Source organism: Pseudomonas sp. 11/12A (assembly GCF_000800055.1).
In the GTDB taxonomy this organism is placed as follows: domain Bacteria; phylum Pseudomonadota; class Gammaproteobacteria; order Pseudomonadales; family Pseudomonadaceae; genus Aquipseudomonas; species Aquipseudomonas mohnii.
Window position 1 is genome coordinate 2,746,811 of sequence record NZ_JUGV01000001.1, and the last position, 19,760, is coordinate 2,766,570.

19 protein-coding genes and 1 pseudogene are annotated in these 19,760 nt (G+C 56.5%); 6 read left to right on the plus strand and 14 right to left on the minus strand.

All coding sequences use genetic code 11. From position 1 onward, the window contains the following. Positions 1-73: 73 nt before the first annotated feature. Positions 74-1,207, plus strand: a complete 1,134-nt coding sequence (locus GQ39_RS12605) for an aminotransferase class V-fold PLP-dependent enzyme (protein ID WP_047530243.1) — start codon at positions 74-76, stop codon at positions 1,205-1,207. A 288-nt stretch (positions 1,208-1,495) separates the two neighbouring features. Continuing rightward, entirely contained in the window at positions 1,496-2,710 is a 1,215-nt protein-coding gene (locus GQ39_RS12610; RefSeq protein WP_047530245.1) for an aldose 1-epimerase family protein, read from the plus strand. Between the two features lie 198 nt (positions 2,711-2,908). Here the strand turns inward: GQ39_RS12610 and GQ39_RS12615 are convergent, their stop codons facing one another. The 5 genes from GQ39_RS12615 to GQ39_RS12635 all read right to left on the minus strand — a co-directional run bounded on the left by GQ39_RS12615 (position 2,909) and on the right by GQ39_RS12635 (position 8,212). Further along, complete coding sequence (locus GQ39_RS12615; protein WP_047530246.1) at positions 2,909-3,625, minus strand: class I SAM-dependent methyltransferase; 717 nt, start codon at positions 3,623-3,625, stop codon at positions 2,909-2,911. A gap of 651 nt (positions 3,626-4,276) precedes the next feature. Further along, positions 4,277-5,302: a sensor histidine kinase gene (locus GQ39_RS12620; RefSeq protein ID WP_047530248.1), complete on the minus strand. Its 1,026-nt coding sequence runs from the start codon at positions 5,300-5,302 to the stop codon at positions 4,277-4,279. Between the two features lie 10 nt (positions 5,303-5,312). Beyond that, complete coding sequence (locus tag GQ39_RS12625) at positions 5,313-6,773, minus strand: ATPase domain-containing protein (protein ID WP_047530250.1); 1,461 nt, start codon at positions 6,771-6,773, stop codon at positions 5,313-5,315. Further along, entirely contained in the window at positions 6,770-7,204 is a 435-nt protein-coding gene (locus GQ39_RS12630) for a hypothetical protein (protein ID WP_047530251.1), read from the minus strand. Before GQ39_RS12630 ends, GQ39_RS12625 begins: the two co-directional genes overlap by 4 nt. Before the next feature lie 447 nt (positions 7,205-7,651). Further along, a complete protein-coding gene (locus GQ39_RS12635) occupies positions 7,652-8,212 on the minus strand; it encodes a thioesterase family protein (protein ID WP_047530252.1) in 561 nt (186 codons plus the stop codon). Positions 8,213-8,610: 398 nt separating this feature from the next. Here GQ39_RS12635 and GQ39_RS12640 point away from each other — a divergent pair, with 398 nt between their 5' ends. Next, entirely contained in the window at positions 8,611-9,483 is an 873-nt protein-coding gene (locus tag GQ39_RS12640; RefSeq protein WP_047530253.1) for a hypothetical protein, read from the plus strand. Positions 9,484-9,662: 179 nt separating this feature from the next. Here GQ39_RS12640 and GQ39_RS12645 read toward each other — a convergent pair whose 3' ends face one another. The 4 genes and pseudogenes from GQ39_RS12645 to GQ39_RS12660 all read right to left on the minus strand — a co-directional run bounded on the left by GQ39_RS12645 (position 9,663) and on the right by GQ39_RS12660 (position 13,086). After that, on the minus strand, positions 9,663-10,613 hold the full coding sequence (locus GQ39_RS12645) for a DUF4238 domain-containing protein (protein ID WP_081997903.1): 951 nt from the start codon (positions 10,611-10,613) through the stop codon (positions 9,663-9,665). A gap of 286 nt (positions 10,614-10,899) precedes the next feature. Beyond that, positions 10,900-11,130 (minus strand): annotated as a pseudogene (locus tag GQ39_RS12650) (TetR/AcrR family transcriptional regulator); the annotation flags it as partial. Between the two features lie 301 nt (positions 11,131-11,431). Next, positions 11,432-11,974, minus strand: a complete 543-nt coding sequence (locus GQ39_RS12655) for an ester cyclase (protein ID WP_047530258.1) — start codon at positions 11,972-11,974, stop codon at positions 11,432-11,434. Then, positions 11,962-13,086 carry an alkene reductase gene (locus GQ39_RS12660; protein WP_047530260.1) on the minus strand — a complete coding sequence of 375 codons (1,125 nt, stop codon included), beginning with the start codon at positions 13,084-13,086 and terminating at the stop codon, positions 11,962-11,964. Before GQ39_RS12660 ends, GQ39_RS12655 begins: the two co-directional genes overlap by 13 nt. 109 nt (positions 13,087-13,195) lie before the next feature. Between GQ39_RS12660 and GQ39_RS12665 the strand changes: the two genes are divergently transcribed. Next, complete coding sequence (locus GQ39_RS12665; RefSeq protein ID WP_047530262.1) at positions 13,196-14,107, plus strand: LysR family transcriptional regulator; 912 nt, start codon at positions 13,196-13,198, stop codon at positions 14,105-14,107. 65 nt (positions 14,108-14,172) lie between these two features. Here GQ39_RS12665 and GQ39_RS12670 read toward each other — a convergent pair whose 3' ends face one another. The 4 genes from GQ39_RS12670 to GQ39_RS12685 all read right to left on the minus strand — a co-directional run bounded on the left by GQ39_RS12670 (position 14,173) and on the right by GQ39_RS12685 (position 17,212). After that, positions 14,173-14,559, minus strand: a complete 387-nt coding sequence (locus GQ39_RS12670) for a cupin domain-containing protein (RefSeq protein WP_047530264.1) — start codon at positions 14,557-14,559, stop codon at positions 14,173-14,175. A gap of 72 nt (positions 14,560-14,631) precedes the next feature. Beyond that, positions 14,632-15,456 carry an AraC family transcriptional regulator gene (locus GQ39_RS12675; RefSeq protein WP_047530266.1) on the minus strand — a complete coding sequence of 275 codons (825 nt, stop codon included), beginning with the start codon at positions 15,454-15,456 and terminating at the stop codon, positions 14,632-14,634. Between the two features lie 70 nt (positions 15,457-15,526). After that, the gene (locus GQ39_RS12680) at positions 15,527-16,948 is read right to left on the minus strand and encodes an SGNH/GDSL hydrolase family protein (protein WP_047530267.1); all 1,422 of its coding nucleotides are present in this window, start codon (positions 16,946-16,948) and stop codon (positions 15,527-15,529) included. Positions 16,949-17,011: 63 nt separating this feature from the next. Further along, positions 17,012-17,212 carry a hypothetical protein gene (locus GQ39_RS12685; protein WP_047530268.1) on the minus strand — a complete coding sequence of 67 codons (201 nt, stop codon included), beginning with the start codon at positions 17,210-17,212 and terminating at the stop codon, positions 17,012-17,014. A 52-nt stretch (positions 17,213-17,264) separates the two neighbouring features. Here GQ39_RS12685 and dapF point away from each other — a divergent pair, with 52 nt between their 5' ends. Then, on the plus strand, positions 17,265-18,083 hold the full coding sequence (dapF, locus tag GQ39_RS12690; protein ID WP_047530270.1) for a diaminopimelate epimerase: 819 nt from the start codon (positions 17,265-17,267) through the stop codon (positions 18,081-18,083). A gap of 53 nt (positions 18,084-18,136) precedes the next feature. Here the strand turns inward: dapF and GQ39_RS12695 are convergent, their stop codons facing one another. Further along, positions 18,137-18,976, minus strand: coding sequence for a helix-turn-helix domain-containing protein (locus tag GQ39_RS12695; protein WP_047530272.1), 840 nt, complete (start codon positions 18,974-18,976; stop codon positions 18,137-18,139). Between the two features lie 83 nt (positions 18,977-19,059). Here GQ39_RS12695 and GQ39_RS12700 point away from each other — a divergent pair, with 83 nt between their 5' ends. After that, on the plus strand, positions 19,060-19,683 hold the full coding sequence (locus GQ39_RS12700; RefSeq protein ID WP_047530274.1) for a glutathione S-transferase family protein: 624 nt from the start codon (positions 19,060-19,062) through the stop codon (positions 19,681-19,683). The last annotated feature ends 77 nt before the right edge of the window (positions 19,684-19,760 follow it).

Sequence of the window (19,760 nt, forward strand, 5' to 3'; positions counted from 1 at the left end):
CGAGCAATCTTGTCATTTGCCAGGGCTTAGGGCAGGGTCGATACCACTGATATCTCTGCCAAAGGAGTCATCCATGTCAAAGCTCTATCCCAGTATCGATCCCGAGGGGCTGGTCGAGTACTCAGTGGTCTATACCGACCGCTCGCTCAACCACATGTCGCAGTCATTTCAAGGCGTGATGAAGAACATTTCCAGGACCCTGAAACAGGTCTACAACGCCCAGGCTGTTGCGGTGGTCCCGGGCAGCGGCACGTTCGGCATGGAGGCGGTGGCGCGACAGTTTGCCACCGGCCAGCAATGCCTGGTGATACGCAACGGCTGGTTCAGTTATCGCTGGAGCCAGATCCTGGAGATGGGCAACATCCCGGCGGCCACCACAGTGCTGAAAGCCCGACCGGTCGACACGGGTCGCCAGGCTGCCTATGCCCCACCCCCTCTGGACGAAGTGCTGGCAGCCATTGAGACGCAGAAGCCGCAGATTGTCTTCGCCCCCCACGTTGAAACCTCATCAGGGATTATCCTGCCAGACGACTATCTGCGGGCCGTCGGCGACGCCGTGCATGCGGTGGGTGGCCTGTTCGTGCTGGACTGCATCGCCTCAGGCACGCTTTGGGTTGATATGCACAAATGCGCAGTCGACCTGCTGATCAGCGCACCGCAGAAAGGCTGGAGCGCCTCCCCTTGCTGCGCCCTGGTGATGTTCAGTTCCTTAGCCCTCGAGCGCATCGAACAGACGCAGAGCAGCAGCTTCGCCTGCGACCTGAAAAAGTGGCTTCAGATCATGCAGGCCTACGAACAGGGCGGACATGCCTACCATGCGACCATGCCCAGCGATTCCCTCGCGCGATTTAACGAAGTGATGAAAGAGACGCAAGCCTACGGTTTCGAGAAGATCCGCGGCGAACAACAGGCGCTGGGCGATCGGGTGCGCGCCATGTTGACCGGCAAAGGCATCAAAAGCGTGGCCGCAGCCGGCTTTCAGGCCCCTGGCGTAGTGGTGAGCTACACCGATGATGCCGACATCAAGAGCGGCAAGAAATTTGCCGACCACGGCCTGCAGATCGCTGCCGGAGTGCCGTTGCAATGCGACGAGCCGGCCGACTTCCAGACCTTCCGCATCGGACTGTTCGGGCTCGAGAAGCTGCACAATATCGAGCGTACGGTCAGCACCCTCGAGCAGGCACTGGACGAGGTGATGGTTCACTAAGCCCTCATCTTGCCCGCAGCACATACCGAACGTGTGAACGCCAAGAAGGCATCCTGCCCTGGGCACTGCCGGCCCAGGGCGCTGATCTTCAACGAATATGACGCGGGTCGCCCGGACGTCATGTTTGGAACCATGAGGGAAAGCGCTTGCTCGCCATGGCATCGACTCAATTTTCCGATTCGTCCCAAATCTTTCTAGTCGTTTGCCGATGTTTTGTTGATTTTTAAGCTTGCTGAAACGTTTCATCAAGTCTATAAAAATGGCACAACTCCAAGAAAGGCTGCTGCCATGATTCCGCTTAAACTCTTTGTTGCCCTCAGCGCACTGTCCGCTGCCTCCCACGCCATGGCCTGGGATTACGTTCTGCTCGACACCGACAAAGCCGCCCAGAACTGGCAGATCACCAGCCAGCAACTCGGCGTACAAACCGACAAACCCTTCAGTGTCACCCTGCGCACCTTGCACGGCGGTCGGCAGGAGGGCGTCAGCATCGTCGATATCGATAATGGCACGATGAAACTCTCGGTAGTGCCGACTCGAGGAATGAACGTCTTGCAGGCCTCGGTCGGAAATGTGCGCATGGGCTGGGATTCGCCGGTCAAGGAAGTGGTCAATCCGTCCTTTATCGAACTCAATGGCCGCGGTGGTCTGGGCTGGCTGGAAGGTTTCAATGAGCTGGTCACCCGCTGCGGATACGAATGGGTCGGTCACCCCGGCGTCGACAATGGCGAACTGCTGACCCTGCACGGTCGGGCCGCCAACATTCCTGCGAACAAAGTCACCCTGCACATCGATGAAAAACCACCGTACGCCATCACCCTGCGCGGCGAACTGAAAGAGCAGGCGTTCAAGAAGGTCGACTTCTCCGTCGCGACCGAACTGGTCACCGAACCCGGCAGCGTCGTGTTCGCCCTCAACGACACCCTGACCAACAACGGTGACTATCCGAAGGAATACCAGGCGCTGTATCACAGTAATTTCAGCACCCCGTTCCTGGAACAGGGCGCTCGTTTCGCCGCGCCGGTGAAACAGGTGTCGCCGTTCAACGACAAGGCCAAGGGCGATCTGCCCGACTGGCAAACCTACCGCGCACCGACCAAGGACTACGACGAAACGGTTTACAACGTGGTGCCGTATGCCGATGCCAAGGGCGATACGTTGACCGTGTTGCATAACAAGGCCGGCAGCCTGGGTGTTTCGGTCGGTTTCAACACTCAGACACTGCCCGTGTTTTCCCTATGGAAAAACACCGATACCCAAGGCCAGGGCTATGTCACGGGGCTGGAGCCGGGGACAAGTTTTTCCTACAACCGCCGTTATCAGCGGCCACTGAACCTGGTACCGACCATTGGGCCGAAGGAACACAAGCAATTCCGCATCAGCTACAGCTTATTGGCGGATAAGGCGGCGGTGGATAAGGCCTTGAAGCAGGTGAGCGAGATTCAGGGTGGGCGGGAGACTGAGGTGCGGCAGACGCCGTTGGTTGATCTGACCAAGGGGTGACTCCGGCTGGATCATTGAAAAAGGGGGACAGATTTTATTTCTGTAAAATAAATCCGTCCCCTTTTTCCGTTCAGCAAGTCGTCGCCAAGATGCCGGAGGACGCGATGGAAGGCGACGCACATCATGGCGATATGATGAACAGGTGAGGGATGAATGGCAGGTAGCAATTGGCCAGAAACCGCCTCCTCCCATTGCTGTTCAGACTGTTTTACACGTCAACCAGGCACCCCAGAACAGGCTGCTGAAAAAACGGGTAGCGTCCCCGAAACCCGCGTCATGTAACAGCTTCTGAACCGCCGCCTCAGAATGTGGAGGGTCAGCGCCTTGAAGAATTTTACCCAGCTTGACTTTCACTTCGTCCGGGCTGGCTCCGTGCTGCCGCCAGCGTTGCCCCCAGGCAGCGAGGAGTAACGGCTGGCTGGCATAGGCATATTGATTGCCGGCGACAATCAGCGGAGCTCCCGGTTTCAGACGAGACCGAATGGATCGTAAAATTTGTTCTTTGGCATCATCCCCATCGAGATGATGGAGTACACCGATCAAAGTGGCTGCGTCGTAGGACTCATCGGCCGCCAAGTCTTCAACGTGCCCAAGATGCAGGTCCGTTCTTTCAAGCACGTTGTTCACGGCTAACTGCTGTTTCGCGGTTTCAAGCATCGGCCCAGATGGATCAACGGCGGTGAAGCGCCAGCCCGGCTCAAGCGCGGCCATCGCGATGATCTCCTGCGCCGTACCGCCAGCACCGACTACCAGTATTTTTGCCGAGCCCATATTGCCAAGGCTTGCCGCGAGCATGCACGCCGCCAAGTCCTGACAGGCGTCATAACCTGCCAGTGCGATACGGCTCTGTCGTCCGTACTCATTGGCCCGTGTGTTATCAAACTTTTCAGCTGAGTTGAGTAGTAATGATTTCAAGGCGGTTCTCCATGTCCTTGAATCAACTTAGGTCATAAAAAGCGATAATAAAAATTCATTAATTTTATATATTGGATTCCTGTTGGGAATACAGAACTCGGTCGCTTCTTTGTGGCCAGGGATCCCGATGGCTACGCGATCACCTTTCATGCGGCGCGGACCTGATCGCCCTTCGCGTTCAGCGGGTAATACTGCCATGCGGGTCTGCTGCGAAGTACGAGAACGAACATTTGCAACAGACCGCTTTTTGGCCGACTCCCGCCTTTCGTGACCGGCAGAGGTCGGCCAACAGGAGTCATTTGTAGCTGGGAAAATTCAACTGAGGGAGCCAGGTGGTTTCGATCAACGTGTTACAGGACTGAGCCAATCGACCACCGAGATGACTGTCGCGATCCATATGATACAAAGACATAAGTGTAGAACGATGAAGGGGTTTTCTTTCATGGCAAAATTGTTAGGCTCAAATGGCTGATCAATCAGGCTCTCAATCAAAGCGCCTTACCTTCGCGATGAGCTCTACCCATTAAGTTCCCGGGACAGCCCTTGCTCTGCAACCACAGAAGTAAACTTGCAAAAAAACTGTGGAAATTGAGTCTCCAAATGCCAAACCTCCAGTTTTTCGGTTCTCAGCCAAATGGCGCCAATGAGAAGTTAATGGCTGACCAACGGTAACGTCACCACAAACTCGCTCCCCTTGCCATCTCCGACGCTTTGGCCGGTGACTGTGCCGCCATGGGCCTCGATCAACTCTCGAACCACCGTCAGACCAATACCCAGGCCTGCCCCGTTAAACCCCACCGCGTGGACGTCTTGCACAAAGGGCTCAAAGATGAACGGCAGTGCCTTGGCGGTAATACCGATGCCGGTATCGCGAATGCTTATGACCAACACACCGTCTTCGGCAGTGACTGAAAGGCTGACAGCGCCGCCCGCCGGGGTGTACTTGGCGGCATTGCCCAGCAAGTTGCCGAGAATCTGAGTCAGCCGCACAGGATCGCCGTTCACCATCAACGCGCAGTCAGGCAGTTCTGCGCTGAAATGCAACTGGTGAGCAATCATGACGGGGGCACAGATGTCTATCGACTCATGAATGATCTGCGTCATATCGACAAGGCTGCAATCGAGATGAAACTTGCCGGTGCTGGCGCGGGCAACGTCGAGTAAATCCTCCACCAATCGAGACATGTGCTGCACCTGACCTTCGATCAGCTTCTGCATGCGCGGCAATTCCTCACTGGGCACCCGCACCAGTCGACCGGCAATCATGCTGATGGGCGTCAGGGGATTGCGCAGCTCGTGGGCCACCACCGTCAGGACTTTGCGTTGCTGTTCCAGCGCCAGTTCAGCAGCCGCTTGCAAGTGTTGCGCGCTGAGCGCGGCGATCACCAATTGCTCATTGGCTTCGCGCATTTCCAGGTACAGCCGTTGCTCTTCCTGTGTGCGCTTTGGTGTTTCCGCATCGGACTGCGCCAACAGGATCGCCAGCACCAGTTGCTGATTGGCCTCAATCAGTTGCTCGACCTGGTGGTTATCGGCGAGCAGGGTGTTGGCGTCGTTCAGCTCTTTATGCAGCGCCGCAAGCACTGCGCGCGCCTCGACAGTCTTCTGGCCAAGCAGGAACAGTTCACGAGCGGCGGTGGCCAGCGCTTGCTCGTTCTTGCCATTGGCCTCATTCATGATGGTTTATTCACCTGTCATCTTTGCCCAAATGCCGTCTGGTAGGTCGTCCGCCGAGCAGGCCTTCCTGGTCCGACAGCATTTCGCCAATCTGTAATCCGTGATCGTCGATCCGGTACAGGCGCAGTTCATCCGAATGAGCGCTCGCCCGTACTTTGACGACGGCCATGATGCGCAACAGACGGCTTTCCACCTCAATATAGCGCTGGACAATGATGGCGTCGGTGAGAAAGGCCGTGCCGTAAGGACTGAAACGCAGATCGGTATAACGATCTTCCAGCTCCGACGTCATCAGCACACTGACGCCGACGCTGGTCAGGGCAGTGACCATACGCGACAGCGATTCGCGGAAATCTTCGCGGAACGTCGGTGCCAGGGCCAGCTCGAACCCCGACAACGAATCGATGACCACGCGGGTCGCTTTCAACCGGCTAATTTCGCTCAACAGCAAATGCACGATTTCATCAATGGACAAATCAGGGGTACGGCTATCCACGAGGCCGACCTGACCGTTATTAATCAACGTAGCGAGGGTAGCGTTCTGCGAGTGATTAGGCCGTTGCTCGAACACCGCGATCACGCCGGTTTCGCCATTGCGCGCACCTTCCGCAAGGAAGGAGGACGCCAAAATGCTTTTACCCGACCCCGACGGCCCGGCCACCAGCAATGAGTACCCCCGAGGCAGACCGCCACCCAGCATCTCGTCGAGCTGCGGCACGCCCATTTTCAGGCGCTGGAGCGGATATTCCAGCGGCGCTTCAACAGGGCTGAGTACAGCCGGCGCAAAAATCTTGATGCCAGAGGTGGCGATGCGGAAGGTGTGCAACCCGGGCAGGGTCGGCTGGCCGCGCATCTTCATGATTTCCATCTTGCGCACCATGGAGTTGCGCTGAACACTCTGGCGCAGCCAGATCAGGCCATCGGCCACGGTGAAAATCGGGTTGGTGTCGGTTTCGTTGAAGTATTCGCCGATCAGGAAGGTTGTTGCCTGCCAAGTGGTCATCAACATGCCCAACTGCTGAACGAACTGCGGCAGATTGTTGTTGGGGTTGTCCTGGGTCTGGCTGGCCAGCACCACCGAACGGAACGAGTCGACAAACACCAGCGCCGGTGAATGCGTCTCTACCTCGTTGACGATCCGGCGCAGCACTTCGTCCAGATCACCCGCCAGCGTATCGTCCGCCAGGTTGATATAGCGGACCGAGTGGTTGATCGCTTCGCTGTCGAAAAAATCGAACTGTTGCTGATAACGCAGCATCTTCAGCGGCGGTTCACCCAGCACCGTAAAGAACAGCGCCGGACGCTCGGGCGTCGCCAGGGCAAACATCATTTGATGTGCCAGGGTGGTCTTGCCGCAGCCAGGCGGGCCGGCAATCAGGTTGAACGAAAATTCCGGCAAACCTCCGCCCAGCACCTCGTCCAAACCTGGCACGCCGGTAGCCAGGCGGTTGATAGTCACTTTGGTGCTCATGGCGAATTTTCCTGCGAGGGGGTGTCACTCAAAGAAGGTTCCCACACATCACGAAGCAATCGTGCGGTGAGCGAGGGCCCGATCAGCGTGGTCAGCAGCTCGTAGAAAGTAGTCAACAATACTTCACCGAAAAACAGTGCATCGGTTTCGCTTTGTTCAACGAGTACTGACTTGAGGGCATTCAGATCCAGCGCAGCCTGCACACTGTCATAGGTGTCGGCCAACCGTGGATGTACGGAGACGCACAGATGGAGACTGCGGCGGTATAGCGCGACAACCCCTTGCTGGCCGATGATTGGCGTAAGGGCCGCGTTCATATCCTGCAAAGTGGAAACTATCGCCTGAGCGATCCTTGCAGTGTCAACATTAGGACCAACACGGTGCGCCAGAGAAGCTACGATCTGACGGCTCTCTTCGCTTAGCGTGGACATGACTGACTAATATCTGATGGACAGGGCTTGATGGTACACCCTATAGCCAACTATGGAGCCCTAATCGGACGCTGCATCGCAATTGCTGTCAATTACGATGGCGGAATGCGTTTTTTTTCAAACAGTTTGAGCGTCCGCTTGGGTCGATTGCAGCCCTTCAGCCTCAACGCGAAAATTTCCTTACATTGACCTGGCACGCCGCCAGTGCGACTAGTCCTTGGTCGCCATAGCCCGACAGGGTGCGCGGCGCCTTGGAAGTGATCGACCAGAACGAAAGGTTCAGCAAGATGACGCTGGCGGTGATGATGACGACGGAGTGATCGCTAACAGGCAGAAATCGGCCAAAAGCGGACTGTCCTCATTGGTTCAGACGACCTCCATTGAGGCATGAAGGCGTCTACGAAACTCGGGGCGACTCACTGAGTGGGGGCTCTTAACACCAGCAGGTTAGCTGGACTGCTGATCGCTGATGCTTTCTTCTTCTCTGAGTTGGCCACTCATCGCATCGCAGCTAGCCGACCACGATGTCAGCCATTGCGGCATCGCTGGCGACTTTTCGAGTAATCCCAACTCCCGAACAAATTCGCCTGGTGGAATAATCCCTTTAGATGAGCGAAATAGACCCCGCATGACTACAACTCCGATCACCCGTCCTTTGCTCAGAAACCGATGTTCCATAAAGCTCCATTTGTCGTCCCAGCCCAGCATTCTGGTGTGGACTTCAAACGTTTCAAACAGCCTAAGCTCACGACGAAATTTACCCCAGGTGTCCCCTACGATGGGTAGCGCTTTCGCTCTAATAGCCACTCGATACGCACCACTACGCAGAACGAAATCCATACGTCCGACATCGGCGAGTGTGAAATATCGGCCATTGGTGACGTGTCGATTGAAGTCAAGATCTAGAGGCCATACGCGCATTCGGATGACGGTTGACCCCAGAGCTTCTGCGGGGTTGCGCCACGGTCGGCGGAGTAGCATGAACAGAAGCCGAAACCATAGATTCATAAAAGACACCGATAGTTGAATAATCGCTGCACTTTAAAGAGTGAGGAGTGAGCCAGGTAGGTCTGGAAATGACTTAATTTGCCTTAAAAGTGCATTTGAATCACTGCTGCCAGGGGATTAGTGGTTTTATGGTGAAATCTGGCTCCAAGGCTGTAATCGTCCGGGCAACACCCCGTCCTGACAACGTCACTTGATCCGCAATTGGGTTTCATTACGTCGCCATAGTCCTGGCTGAAGGCGGTTGAAACTCAATTAAGCGAATGGCCGCTACTGGCCCGAAGCTTCCAGTCGTGACCGACCACTTTCGGCCAACAGCGGACATTTCTAGGAGGTCGCTTTCGACCCGATGCACCCAGTCATGGCGCAGGCTAAACTGACGACAACCAGAGGAGAAAAGCATGTCCCCGCAAGATGACCCTATTACAGCAACCCTACAGGCTGACCAGGAGGAACTTCATCACTTGCAGAGGGACCACGAAAACGTACGGCAATCATCGGAATATCAAAAATCACTAGCGTACCTTCGCCGCACGATCGAGGGGCTGCACAAAACATTTCAGGTCTGTGAATTTGCTGCTACTCGATGGCCTGTGTATGCAGAGCGCTATCTTTTTCCAAGACATAAAGACGATATCGGTGAGGCAGCCGTAGCCGCTCAGGTGGCGATAGAGAATGGCGCTTTGAATTCGGCACGACGTGAGCTGAGATATATGCTTGAAGTGGCCGTAAATACAGCTTTTGTTGACGAAGTTGCCTCAGACGGTGATGTGGAAGCACGACTTGCCTTTTTCAAAGGAAAGGGAGTTAAAAAGCAGAACGTCGACCATATACGCGATCTGCCGCTTCGTATGCTTGCGGATAAACGCGAAAAATTCGTAGATGCAACCCGGCTTGCTTGGGTGAATTCGTCCAACTACGTCCATTTAACTAAAAGACGTATTGATGAAAAGGTCAAGCTGAGAGCTGAAGGTATACGTCTTGGTTTTGAGACTGCACAGATGCTAGCTGCGGTTGTTCAGGAGGTACATGATGCCTGTAGCATCGTCGTGGTCCTAGCCTTCGAAACCATTGGCCCCAACTTCACTGCAGACATTCTCGTTACCGGGGGCCTCGATAATGACGACGCGTGGCCTTTTCAGAATAACGAGTTTATCGCAGCCATTGATAGTTACTTCGACTACAAGCATGAGCGCCAAGCTGGACTAGAGAAGCATGTTACCCGTCGGGAGCGCAGAGTCAGCATCGGTCCATATCAACTAAGCGACACGTGACAATGCCCCCGCAAGAATCATCGTTCGACGGCTCAATATTTTCTTAACTCAATGCCTGCTTTTGGCCGCTCTCTGCGGGTCAGTACGGGCAAGAGCAGACCAACGGTGGGCATCCACAGGTGCCTACGAGACCAGAGGCGATTCACCAGTGCCGTCCCATCGGGGTACGTTGGCTCAAATTACTTGTCACGTTTTCGAAGTAGGTCCGCACCGTTAACGATTTCCGTGTTGTGGGCAAGTGCAGGAAAATGACGTTTTGACGAGTAAATTTGTCGACTGCTATAGGACATAACTCGGGAGTTCACCGCCGCTATCAATTCGGGGCAAGCTACTTCATAGCCATTGTGGCCGTCGAATGTTCCAACTAGCACGAGGCCTTTGGTTAATGGAAAAACGACTTCTGTATCGATCATTCCAAAACCGGGACTACTTCTGTAGAAAGGAGGGATTTTATCAGGATTTCGCCAAGTAAGTGCTACAGGAAAGTCACTTGTGATGTAGTGCCCGGCAGTTGGATTTGCCCGATAGAGCATCCAGTTCCTCTGAGCAAGCAACTGTAAAGCAGTCTCGTGCATTGTAGCTTCCATTTTTAGATGGTGCTCCGTGCAAACCTCAATGTCGTAGTCACCTCTATCGAAGAAGTCTTTGACTTTTTCGTATCCAGGTCCGCCCTCTTTCATTTTTCCCTCAGCAATAGCTTTGGCGATTGTTCGGTCATAAGTATCGCGCTTATCAAGAGTCATGCTCATTATTATTTCGGCGGTCCGAGCATGAGCTTTACGCATACTCTCCCTGCGGTCGGGATGGCGAACTGCAAGCAAGGCGACAAGATTTAAAATTGAGTTTCTTGCATCACCATCGAACTGATTTGTACATTCAATTTCTTTCACTGCCGGAACTATGAGCTCCTCAAATTTTGCCATTTCTGTTTCGACTATGTTTGGTGGCATTCCAGGAATAGCTACACGATTAAAGTCTCTTACAGCGCACACATTTCTGGGTATAGTTTCAAACCTATTACCGGTCGCCACTTCATAGACCGTGAATTTTGACTTCTTTGATCCTGATTCAGTGAAAGCACGCAGGTACGCCTGTGGGACGTAGTGATGATTTCTCGCTTCGGTACTCATGGGTAGCCCTACGTATGGGTGACAGGTGATGGGGTCGATGAAAGGATAGCCTCTGGTCGCTTGGTCCTAAGCAGTTAATACGATGACACTAGTGATAGGGTTAGTCTTGATCGAGAAGCATAGTCGTGCGTGTCCCCCATTGGCCGTTTTCTGCCACTCGCGACAGGCAAAAAGCGGCCCAAAGTAGCCATTCATGAACCGCAGCCTTTGACCCAAAGTTGAATGTCGGCTCCGAGTATCAAAATCGAAGTTCCACCGAAAACCACACTTCGACTGAGCCGCCCTTCTAAACCGCTTCCACTTCATCGACCGGCAACGGCGCAAACATTTCAGCGCGGCACATCTCAAGGACCTCATCCGCCAGCGCGAAATCATCCGGGCAGGCACGCGACAAAATAATCGCGCCGACAGCACGAGACAGCAGGTCGATCATTTGCTTTCTTCCCTCACCCGCCGCGACATCATAGGCGTCGATGAAGCCCGGAACATCGAGCGACTCAGCACCTTCCAGCGATTGGGTTCGTGGCAGCCGCCAGTTCGGCGAGGATATGCTGACCAACCGCGAGCTCCCGAGACAGGTCGACCGTGCGCCGTTCAAGGTGGGGGGAAAATATCGCCACGGCCAAGGGCGCAGTGGTGTTTCGCAACGAGATGTTTAGCTGCTGCAGTTCGCGCTCCCCCCGAAAATATCTATACCCGGCCCCTGGTGATGTCGCCGCCGCAAATCAACAAGTACTACGCCATCGATAGCCGGCCGGCACCGAAGAAGCTCGGCTCGCGCAAGTACCCGCCCCTCTGCCCTGCCCCTGGCACCTATGTCATGGAGCGATAACGCCAATCTGCTGCAGGAACGTCAGGTTGTCCTCCAGGTGCCAGTTTTCGGCAATCCTGCCGTCGGCGATGCGGTAGACGTCGGTGGCAATGAAATTCACCGCCTGACCCTGGCCTTTCACACCGTTGAACGTACCGGTGAAGTGCCCGGTAAAACGCAGGAACGACACCACCCGATCGCCGCTGACGATCATCTGCTGGACTTCGCAGTTCAGGTCGGGCACGGCCGCGTGGAAAGCCGTGGACGCCGCCAGGGGCCCGGCGATGCCCTGTGCCCGTCCCGGCGGCAAGGCGCGGTCCATGAAGCCGGGCGCCAGTGCCAGGCGGGCCAGCGCCGGGTCGCCGGACGACCAGAAGGTTGCGTAACGCCGTGCCGCGAGGGTCTGCGCCTGGACCTGTTCAGGCTTGGCACCGGGATCGGCAATCAGCACTTTGGGGGTAACCAGCGTGGGTTCTGCGGCGACTGCCTGTTGGCCCAGAACCGTAGCAGTGACAGCGGCGGCCAACAGGCCAGTGATCAACGAGCGCATGGGGTTGCTTCCGAGGTGATGGAGGGATAATCGCTGTAGCCCTTGGCCGTGCCGCCGAACAGCGTGGCAGGATCAAGCGGGGCCAAAGGCAGGTCCTGCGCCAGGCGCAGCGGCAAATCCGGATTGGCGACAAAGGGTCTGCCGAACGCCACGAGGTCTGCATAGCCCTGGCCAATGACCCACTCGGCGCGCGCCCGGTCGTAATTGCCGGCGACGATGATCGGGCGAGTGAAACGCTGGCGGATCGCCTGACGGAACGACTCGGTGAACACCGGTGCATCGTCCCAGTCCGCTTCGACCAGATGCAGATAGCCGATGCCCTTGGCCTGCAGGTACTCGGCCGCTTCGAGTATGGTCGGGAGAATGTCCGGGCAGGCCATGCCTCGGGCGGTCAGAAAGGGGGCCAGGCGGATCGCCGTGCGTTCGGCCCCGACTTCATCGCTGACTGCATCGACCACTTCCTTGAGAAAGCGCAGGCGGTTGCTGCGCGAGCCGCCGTATTCATCGGTCCGCGTATTGGATGTGGTGCGCAGGAACTGATCCACCAGATAACCATTGGCGCCATGGATCTCCACGCCATCGAAACCGGCCCGGATTGCCCGACGTGCGGCCTGACGGAAGTCGTCGACGATCTGTGCGATCTCAGCCTTGGTCAGCGCGCGAGGCGTCGGGCTATCGAACATGCCCCCCTGCCCCGTGACCGGGTCGACTTTCCAGATCTGTCCTTCAAAGGGTTCGGCGGAAGGTGCCACCGGCAGTGCGCCCTGATGGAAGTCCGGATGGGACAGGCGCCCGACGTGCCACAGTTGCAGGAAGATACGACCGCCCTCGGCATGCACCGCCTCGGTCACGCCCTGCCAGCCTTCCACCTGCGCTTCAGTGTGGATGCCGGGGGTAAAGGAATAACCCTTGCCCTGAGGGGAAATCTGCGCCGCCTCCGTCACGATCAATGCCGCCGATGCACGCTGCGCGTAGTACTGCGCATTGAGGCTGTTGGGGATGTCGCCGGGCTGGCTGCTGCGCGCCCGGGTCATGGGTGCCATCACCACCCGGTGAGGGGCGTTCAGGCCGGCGAAGGCGATGGGTTCAAACAATGTTGAAGGGGTCGTCATGGTGAGCGTTCCTGAGCCAAACGAAGTGGATGGACTCAGTCTGCGACCGCTGCCTGGATTTGATAATTAGGCTAATCTTTGATGGATTTTCAAAAATATTGGAACAATGATGGATAACCTGGAAGCCATCCGCCTGTTTGTCGAAGCAGCCCAACTGGGCGGGCTCTCAGCTGCAGGGCGCAAGCTGGGGCTGTCACCAGCCGCCGCCAGCGCCCGCTTGCTCAAGCTCGAAGCTTCGCTGGCCACTCGCCTGTTCGAGCGCACCACCCGCCAGCTGAGGCTGACCGATGAGGGGCGGATTTACCTGCAACATTGCCGTCAGGCGTTGCAGGCGCTGGACGATGCGCGAGCGGCGCTGTCGGCGGAGAAAAAGGAAATCCGCGGCAAGATCCGGGTGTCCGCCACCTCGGATTTCGGCCGACATGTGTTGAATCCGTGGCTTGATGAGTTCACTGCCCGCTTCCCCCAGGTCGTGCCGGCGCTGCTGCTGTCCGACTCGCTGTCGCACTTGATCGCGGACGATGTCGACCTGGTGATCCGCTTCGGTGTGCCGCCGGACAGCTCGTTGATCGCCCGCCCCCTGGCCACCAATCGCCGCGTCCTGTGCGCCGCGCCGAGCTATCTGCAACGCAAGGGCACGCCTGACCATCCGCAGCAGTTGGCCGGGTTCGATCACATTGTCGCCGGCCAGTCGGGGTGGTCCAGCGAATGGCGCCTGCACCGTGGCGAGGAAATGATGCTGTTCAAGGTGCCTCTGGAGGCAGCGCGCGAGACCAACGACGGCGCGTTGGCCCGCCAATGGGCGATCGATGGCCACGGCATCGTCCTCAAATCAATCTGGGACGTGAGCGCGGACCTGGCGGCAGGACGCTTGAGCCTGGTGCTGCCGCAATGGCAATCGGACGAAGCCCCCGTGTACGCGCTTTACCCCCGCAGCCGCTACCTGGCGCCACGGGTACGCGCATTGCTGGATTTCTTGTGCGAACGGTTCGAACAAGCCTCGCGTGAGACTGCCTTGTAAACCCCGGCGTGCGCCCGTGGATATTTCCAGGTTTTTTGGTAATCCATGGCGCACGCGGCGTTGAGTCATATCCAGACGTCGTTCAAGGCCGTTCGCTCGCCCTCTTCATGGCCGGTGTTCAAAATGCCTCGGGGTTCGATCATCATCAGTTTCGCTTCACCTTGCGCGGCGGTCCGGTGTGCAACGCCGCGTGGCACCACATAGAGTTCACCCGGATTCACGTGGACGCAGCCCTCTGGCAGGTCGATGCGCAAGGTGCCTTCCAGCACAAGAAACGCTTCGTCGGTCTCAGGGTGTGAGTGCCAGATGAATTCGCCTTCGATTCGCACGACCTTGAACTGGTAGTCGTTCATTTCCGCTACAACTCTGGGGCTCCATTGCTGCTCGATCAGCGAAGCCTTTTGCGCGAGGTTGATGGGCAGCGATGAGTGTGGGTGACGGGACTCAGACATGACAGATCCTCTTGAATGGAAGTCGTCAGCCTATCGAACCGTGAATCCATCGATCTTGTACGATCCTGCAAGTCAGCGTGCAGGCCGCAAGCGTTCCAGCCAACGCATGGGGGGCACGCCGTAGCAGCGCGTGAAATGTCGGGTCATGTGACTTTGATCGTGAAAGCCTGCGGAGAGGGAGGCGTCAACCAGTGTGAAGCCGTCAAGGATCAACCCGCGAAAGCGATCCAGGCGACGCAGGGTGACAAAACGGTAGGGGCTGGTGCCGTAGAGCGCCCTGAAGTCCCGTGACAGACTCCAGCGTTCGCGCCCGCTGGCATTTTCGAGCATCTCCAGCGTAATACCGAGGTGCAAATGCTCCAGGATGAACGCTCTGGCGCGTTCGGCTGAGCGGTAATCCAGGCTCTTGCGACCGCGCGGCTTGCCTGCGACAGCACGTAACGCCATCGCCAGGTCATACAGGGCATCCTGCTCCTCCAGCGCTTCCAAGGGATGATCCACCGCTTGCACGAAGGCCTGGCTGGCATGGTACAGGCGCGGATCGTTCGAAAGCCCCCCGGCGATGAAGGGCAAGGGTTGCCCACCCAGAACGTTCTGGATCGATCCGGGGTCGATGTAGGCCATGCGGTAGCGAAAACCTGCGTCGGTGCCGGCCATGCCATCATGAAGTTCGTCGGGGTGAAGCACGAGCGTGTTGCCTGGAACGCCGTGGCGCAACGAACCCTTGTAATGAAAGCTTTGCACGCCTGCGAGGGTGCGACCGATCGAGTAGGTGTCGTGACGATGCGGGTCGTAACCGTGGCTGCCGAACCACGCTTCGATACGCTCGACGCTACCGGGTCGAGCGCTGCGGATGACCCAGTCGGAGGTGGCGGATGGGTCTTCTTTTCGATCCACGAAGGTGTTTCCCGTTTCTGCACAGTACTGTCGGAGATCTGCCCGATCAGCGCGTTCATTATGGGCAATATCACTCAACAAGGGGCGGCCGATAAGCGCGCAATTCCAATATCGCGGGCGTATCGGATGGAACAGTCAACTCAATGACATGATGTGCATTGGGAAGGCCGGTTCCCAGTACATGACGCTGCTGCACCGAGCCATTTGCCAGGGCAGTCGGCGGCTCGTCGCCACAGACGAAGCGTCGCTCCCATTGAAAGCTTTGTTCATCCGCGAGACCTTTACCGGATATTAACTTGGCGTAGGAAAAGTTCCAGGCGTCCGGCTGTAGGGTAACGTTCCCCGAGCGCGACTTGAAAACGTCCTTGCCCGATCCGCTTCCCTCTGCGCCTGTACGCGCGCTCTCGACGTCAAAGTCGAAGCTTCCTTGCGAAGTGTCGAAATTCCGTACCCGAAGCGTCCAGACATCCTCTTCGCGATATGACTGGCGGACGTCGACTTTTTTCAGGGCCGGCCATTCCGGGACATTCGGCAAACCCGTCACGCGGCTGGTTTGCCAGCAGCCGTCGAGCTCACGAGACGGCTTTCCGTCGATAGTGAGATTGACTTTTCCGTCCAGGGGCCCCGCGGCAATGAGTTCGGCGCGGTTGCCATAAAACTCATAGCGGGTCTTTTCGCCAGGAACAGGCGCAGTAAAACTGCGAACCTGGTCGGAAGTGTACCGCCCATTGTTTTGAGGGTGATCCACAAGCTCCTCGATCCAACTGGTGAACAGGTTAGCCATGAGGGCCCATCCCTCGGCGTTGGGATGCGGCGGGTCGGCGAGAAGATCCGCTATTTGGAGATTATTCTCCTGCAAGTAGGCATTCCAGCGCTGGCGACGCGGTTCCAGCGCAAGGTCATATTTCGCCGCCATGGCTGGCTTCCAGACGCTGGACATGAACTCCTCCCAGCTCTTTTGCTTGAACCAGAAATGCCCCGTACAGCCCTCGGGCGGCGACCATTGAAAATGAAAGCCAGTGTCACACACCGGTTCAAGCGGATTCACGACGTGGTCGGTTTGAATGATGATGTCGGCTGCCGTTTTTGAACGAAGGGTCCGAATAATTCGCTCGTAGGCACGGTGATCGCCATACACGTGGAAAACGATCAGATCGGGATAGACCTCCTCCACGTCGCGAGCGACCGCCTGTTCCAGGAGAACAGCACTCCACCCCCCCAAAGCGAGGTTACGGTACACGAAGGCCACGTTGGGATATTTGACTCGCAAAGCCGCAATAGCCGGATCGGTCCATGCCGGCGAGCTGATCGACTGTCCATAGAAAAGAATTTTCAGGACCTGCGGCTTCTCCGCTGTGGCTGAGCGAATAATGGACAACGAGCGGCCAATCGCCTGGTCAGGATCTGGAGGAACCGGCTCTGCGGACACCTGTAGAAAACAGCTTGAAAGCACCAGGCTTAAAGTGACGACACCATTAACTTTCCCCCACATAAAAGCACCACATGTAAATGGTTAATCGTCCGTACGACCTGTCAGGGTGCAACAAGAAATCCTCTACAGGAGCGTATCGGACATCACTGTTGACGCCCTGAGGCGCTGGATCGCAAAGGTGTGCTGCTTTGGAATTCCTTTGAGCGGCTCAAGCAAAGCCCAGAAGAGTCTTGAGGGATTGTAGCTGCCCTTTACAAGAATGTACTGTCGTTGATACAGGCTGCGTTTGGCCGATAGCGGATGTTCCTGACTGATTTCGGCCATGGATCGACGTCATACATCAATTCACCCCATTTCTCATTGCCAGGGTCAACCTATGCCGCTGAAGTTTCACAAGATGCATGCTAATGGCGATGACTTCGTCATCGTGGACTTGCGCAATTCGTCCAACTCAATGACAGCCAACCTGGCTCGGCGAATGGGTGACCGGAACCGTGGCATCGGGTTCAATCAACTCGCGGTTCTGCTCGATGACGAGAATGCAGATGCGCGTTTGATGTTTTGGAATGCCGATGGCTCCCCGCTGGACGTTTGTGGCAGCGCGACGCGTGGTGCCGCCGATACGCTGATGCGCGAATCAAACAGTTCGTCGATAACGCTTCAAACCAACCGTGGCCTGCTCACTTGCGAACGAACCTCGTCCGGCGCTATTTCCGTTGCCATGGGAGCGCCACTTTTCGAGTGGTCGGCTGTGCCGCTGGCTCAGGCAATGGATACGGGTGCTTTGCCCCTGACAGGCGCTCCGGCGGCTTGCAGCATGGGCAATCCACACTGCACCTTTTTTGTGGATGATCTGACAGCCATTGATATAGCGGCGACTGGACCGGCCATTGAATCCCATCCCCTTTTCCCCCTCAGGACAAACGTGCATTTCGTCCAGATCATTAATCGAAAATACATTCGCTTGCGAATTTGGGAGCGCTGGGGAGGCATTCCGCTGGGTTCGGGCTCATGCTCTTGCGGTGCCGTTGTTAACGGCATACGACGTGGCTTGCTGGACGATTGTGTCGAAGTTGAATGTGATGGCGGAACAGTGACCGTTCAATGGGATGGCGTGGGAACTGTCTTTCTCACAGGACCGGTAGAGCGCATTTTTTCCGGGCTGTACACGAATGCGCTATTACACGCTTTGTGACGGCCACGTCATGATGGACAGGTTACTGCCCCTCAAGTGTTCTCTCGAAACACTCAGTTATTGCGAAAGCTTCCGGGGGTGACCCCGACTACTTTTTTGAAGGCCCGTGTCATGTGGCTTTGATCGAAGAATCCACAAGCAAAGGCAGCCTCCGTCAGGCTGGCGCCAGCGCGCAGAAGTTTTTGCACGTGCGCGATGCGCTTCTGTATTTGATAGCTGTGCGGCGAAACACCAACGTGCTTCTTGAAAACCCGAATGAGGTACAGCGGATCAAGATCAACCAGCTGCGCCAAGGTCTCCAAGGGAATGTCCCGGGCAAAATCGTCTTCCAACTCCTGTTTGATCCGTTTTACCGCCTGCTGCTCTGATGGCAGGACTGACAAGGCAGGGGCACCGCTGCGCTCGAATACCTGACACACCAGTTCCAGCAAGATGGACTCGCGCTGTAGTCCAGGCGGCGTCTGCTCGATTAGTTGATGCTGCTGAAGAAAGGTCTGGGCAAAAGCTGGATTTGAGCTGAGTGCTTCTTGAAAAAGATGTACGTGATCGCTGGCCACGCGCCCTTGGAACACCGAGCGATTAACCCAGTCTGGATCCAGGTAGAGCATGCGGTACATCCAGCCATTGTCGTGTCCAGGCAGGCCGTCGTGTATCTCGCCAGGCGTGATGGTAACAACGCTGCCTACCCCGCCCAAGGCATAGCTGCCGCGGTAAAACAGTTTTTCAACCCCTGCGCTTATCACCCCCACCGCATAACGGTCGTGCGAGTGCCGACCAAAAGACTGGGTGGTGTACCGCGCCGACAACAGCTCACAGTCACCTTCGGGAATACGCCAGAAACGCACGAAATCCTTTTCATAAAGAGGGTCTTTCAGGCCTTCTGTCTTTTCCATGACTTGTCCAGTTTTGTGCAATACGACTGAAAAATGCGGCCGTAAAGTTAGCACCTGTTTCATAACATGCGCTAGGGAAGAATATGACGGCAAAACTGGTTATAGGGGACTTCAAAAAGTCTTCCTGGTCACTGCGTGCGTGGTTGGTATTGGTGACCGCTGATGCTGCATTCGATACGGTACAGATCAAGCTGGAACAGCCTGACACGCATCGCCGAATCAGCGAATACTCACCTTCAGGGAAAGTCCCGGCGCTGTTGTTAGACAACGTAGTGATCAACGACAGCCTGGCCATCAGTGAATACATTGCCGAGGCCTACCCCGATGCCAACCTGTGGCCCCGAGATACGCGTCTAAGGGCATTGGCGCGTTCCGCCGCGGCTGAAATGCATTCCGGCTTTACCCATCTGCGCACACAAATGGCGTTTGGCCTGGGCGCTGGCGACGATGCCGGTGCGTTGACCGAAGAAACCAAGGAAGAGATCGCCAGGATTTTTTCCATCTGGGAAGGGTTGCTGGCAGCGAGCCAATCCAGCGCATTCCTGTGCGGCCCGTTCGGCATCGTGGACGCGATGTTCGCGCCCGTGGTGTTCCGCTTCCGCCGTTATGGCGTCAGCGTGCCGCCAGCACTGCAAAAGTATGTGGATCTGGTGGTGGCTTACGAGCCGGTTCAACAGTGGCTGAAAAAAGCGGCTGAAGAAGTGTAAGGCTCAGCCTGAGCACGGATGTTTCAGACCTAATAAAAGTCGAGATCGCGGCAACAGAAAAGCCCGTGGAGCTTTTC

Coding starts and splice junctions, on each gene's coding strand:
- GQ39_RS12700 (WP_047530274.1), top strand. CDS start 19,060: ATGACGGCAAAACTGGTTATAGGGGACTTCAAAAAGTCTTCCTGGTCA.
- dapF (WP_047530270.1), top strand. CDS start 17,265: ATGCCGCTGAAGTTTCACAAGATGCATGCTAATGGCGATGACTTCGTC.
- GQ39_RS12620 (WP_047530248.1), bottom strand. CDS start 5,302: ATGAATGAGGCCAATGGCAAGAACGAGCAAGCGCTGGCCACCGCCGCT.
- GQ39_RS12645 (WP_081997903.1), bottom strand. CDS start 10,613: ATGAGTACCGAAGCGAGAAATCATCACTACGTCCCACAGGCGTACCTG.
- GQ39_RS12680 (WP_047530267.1), bottom strand. CDS start 16,948: ATGTGGGGGAAAGTTAATGGTGTCGTCACTTTAAGCCTGGTGCTTTCA.
- GQ39_RS12640 (WP_047530253.1), top strand. CDS start 8,611: ATGTCCCCGCAAGATGACCCTATTACAGCAACCCTACAGGCTGACCAG.
- GQ39_RS12660 (WP_047530260.1), bottom strand. CDS start 13,086: ATGACGACCCCTTCAACATTGTTTGAACCCATCGCCTTCGCCGGCCTG.
- GQ39_RS12630 (WP_047530251.1), bottom strand. CDS start 7,204: ATGTCCACGCTAAGCGAAGAGAGCCGTCAGATCGTAGCTTCTCTGGCG.
- GQ39_RS12685 (WP_047530268.1), bottom strand. CDS start 17,212: ATGGCCGAAATCAGTCAGGAACATCCGCTATCGGCCAAACGCAGCCTG.
- GQ39_RS12665 (WP_047530262.1), top strand. CDS start 13,196: ATGGATAACCTGGAAGCCATCCGCCTGTTTGTCGAAGCAGCCCAACTG.
- GQ39_RS12625 (WP_047530250.1), bottom strand. CDS start 6,773: ATGAGCACCAAAGTGACTATCAACCGCCTGGCTACCGGCGTGCCAGGT.
- GQ39_RS12655 (WP_047530258.1), bottom strand. CDS start 11,974: ATGCGCTCGTTGATCACTGGCCTGTTGGCCGCCGCTGTCACTGCTACG.
- GQ39_RS12670 (WP_047530264.1), bottom strand. CDS start 14,559: ATGTCTGAGTCCCGTCACCCACACTCATCGCTGCCCATCAACCTCGCG.
- GQ39_RS12635 (WP_047530252.1), bottom strand. CDS start 8,212: ATGAATCTATGGTTTCGGCTTCTGTTCATGCTACTCCGCCGACCGTGG.
- GQ39_RS12695 (WP_047530272.1), bottom strand. CDS start 18,976: ATGGAAAAGACAGAAGGCCTGAAAGACCCTCTTTATGAAAAGGATTTC.
- GQ39_RS12605 (WP_047530243.1), top strand. CDS start 74: ATGTCAAAGCTCTATCCCAGTATCGATCCCGAGGGGCTGGTCGAGTAC.
- GQ39_RS12610 (WP_047530245.1), top strand. CDS start 1,496: ATGATTCCGCTTAAACTCTTTGTTGCCCTCAGCGCACTGTCCGCTGCC.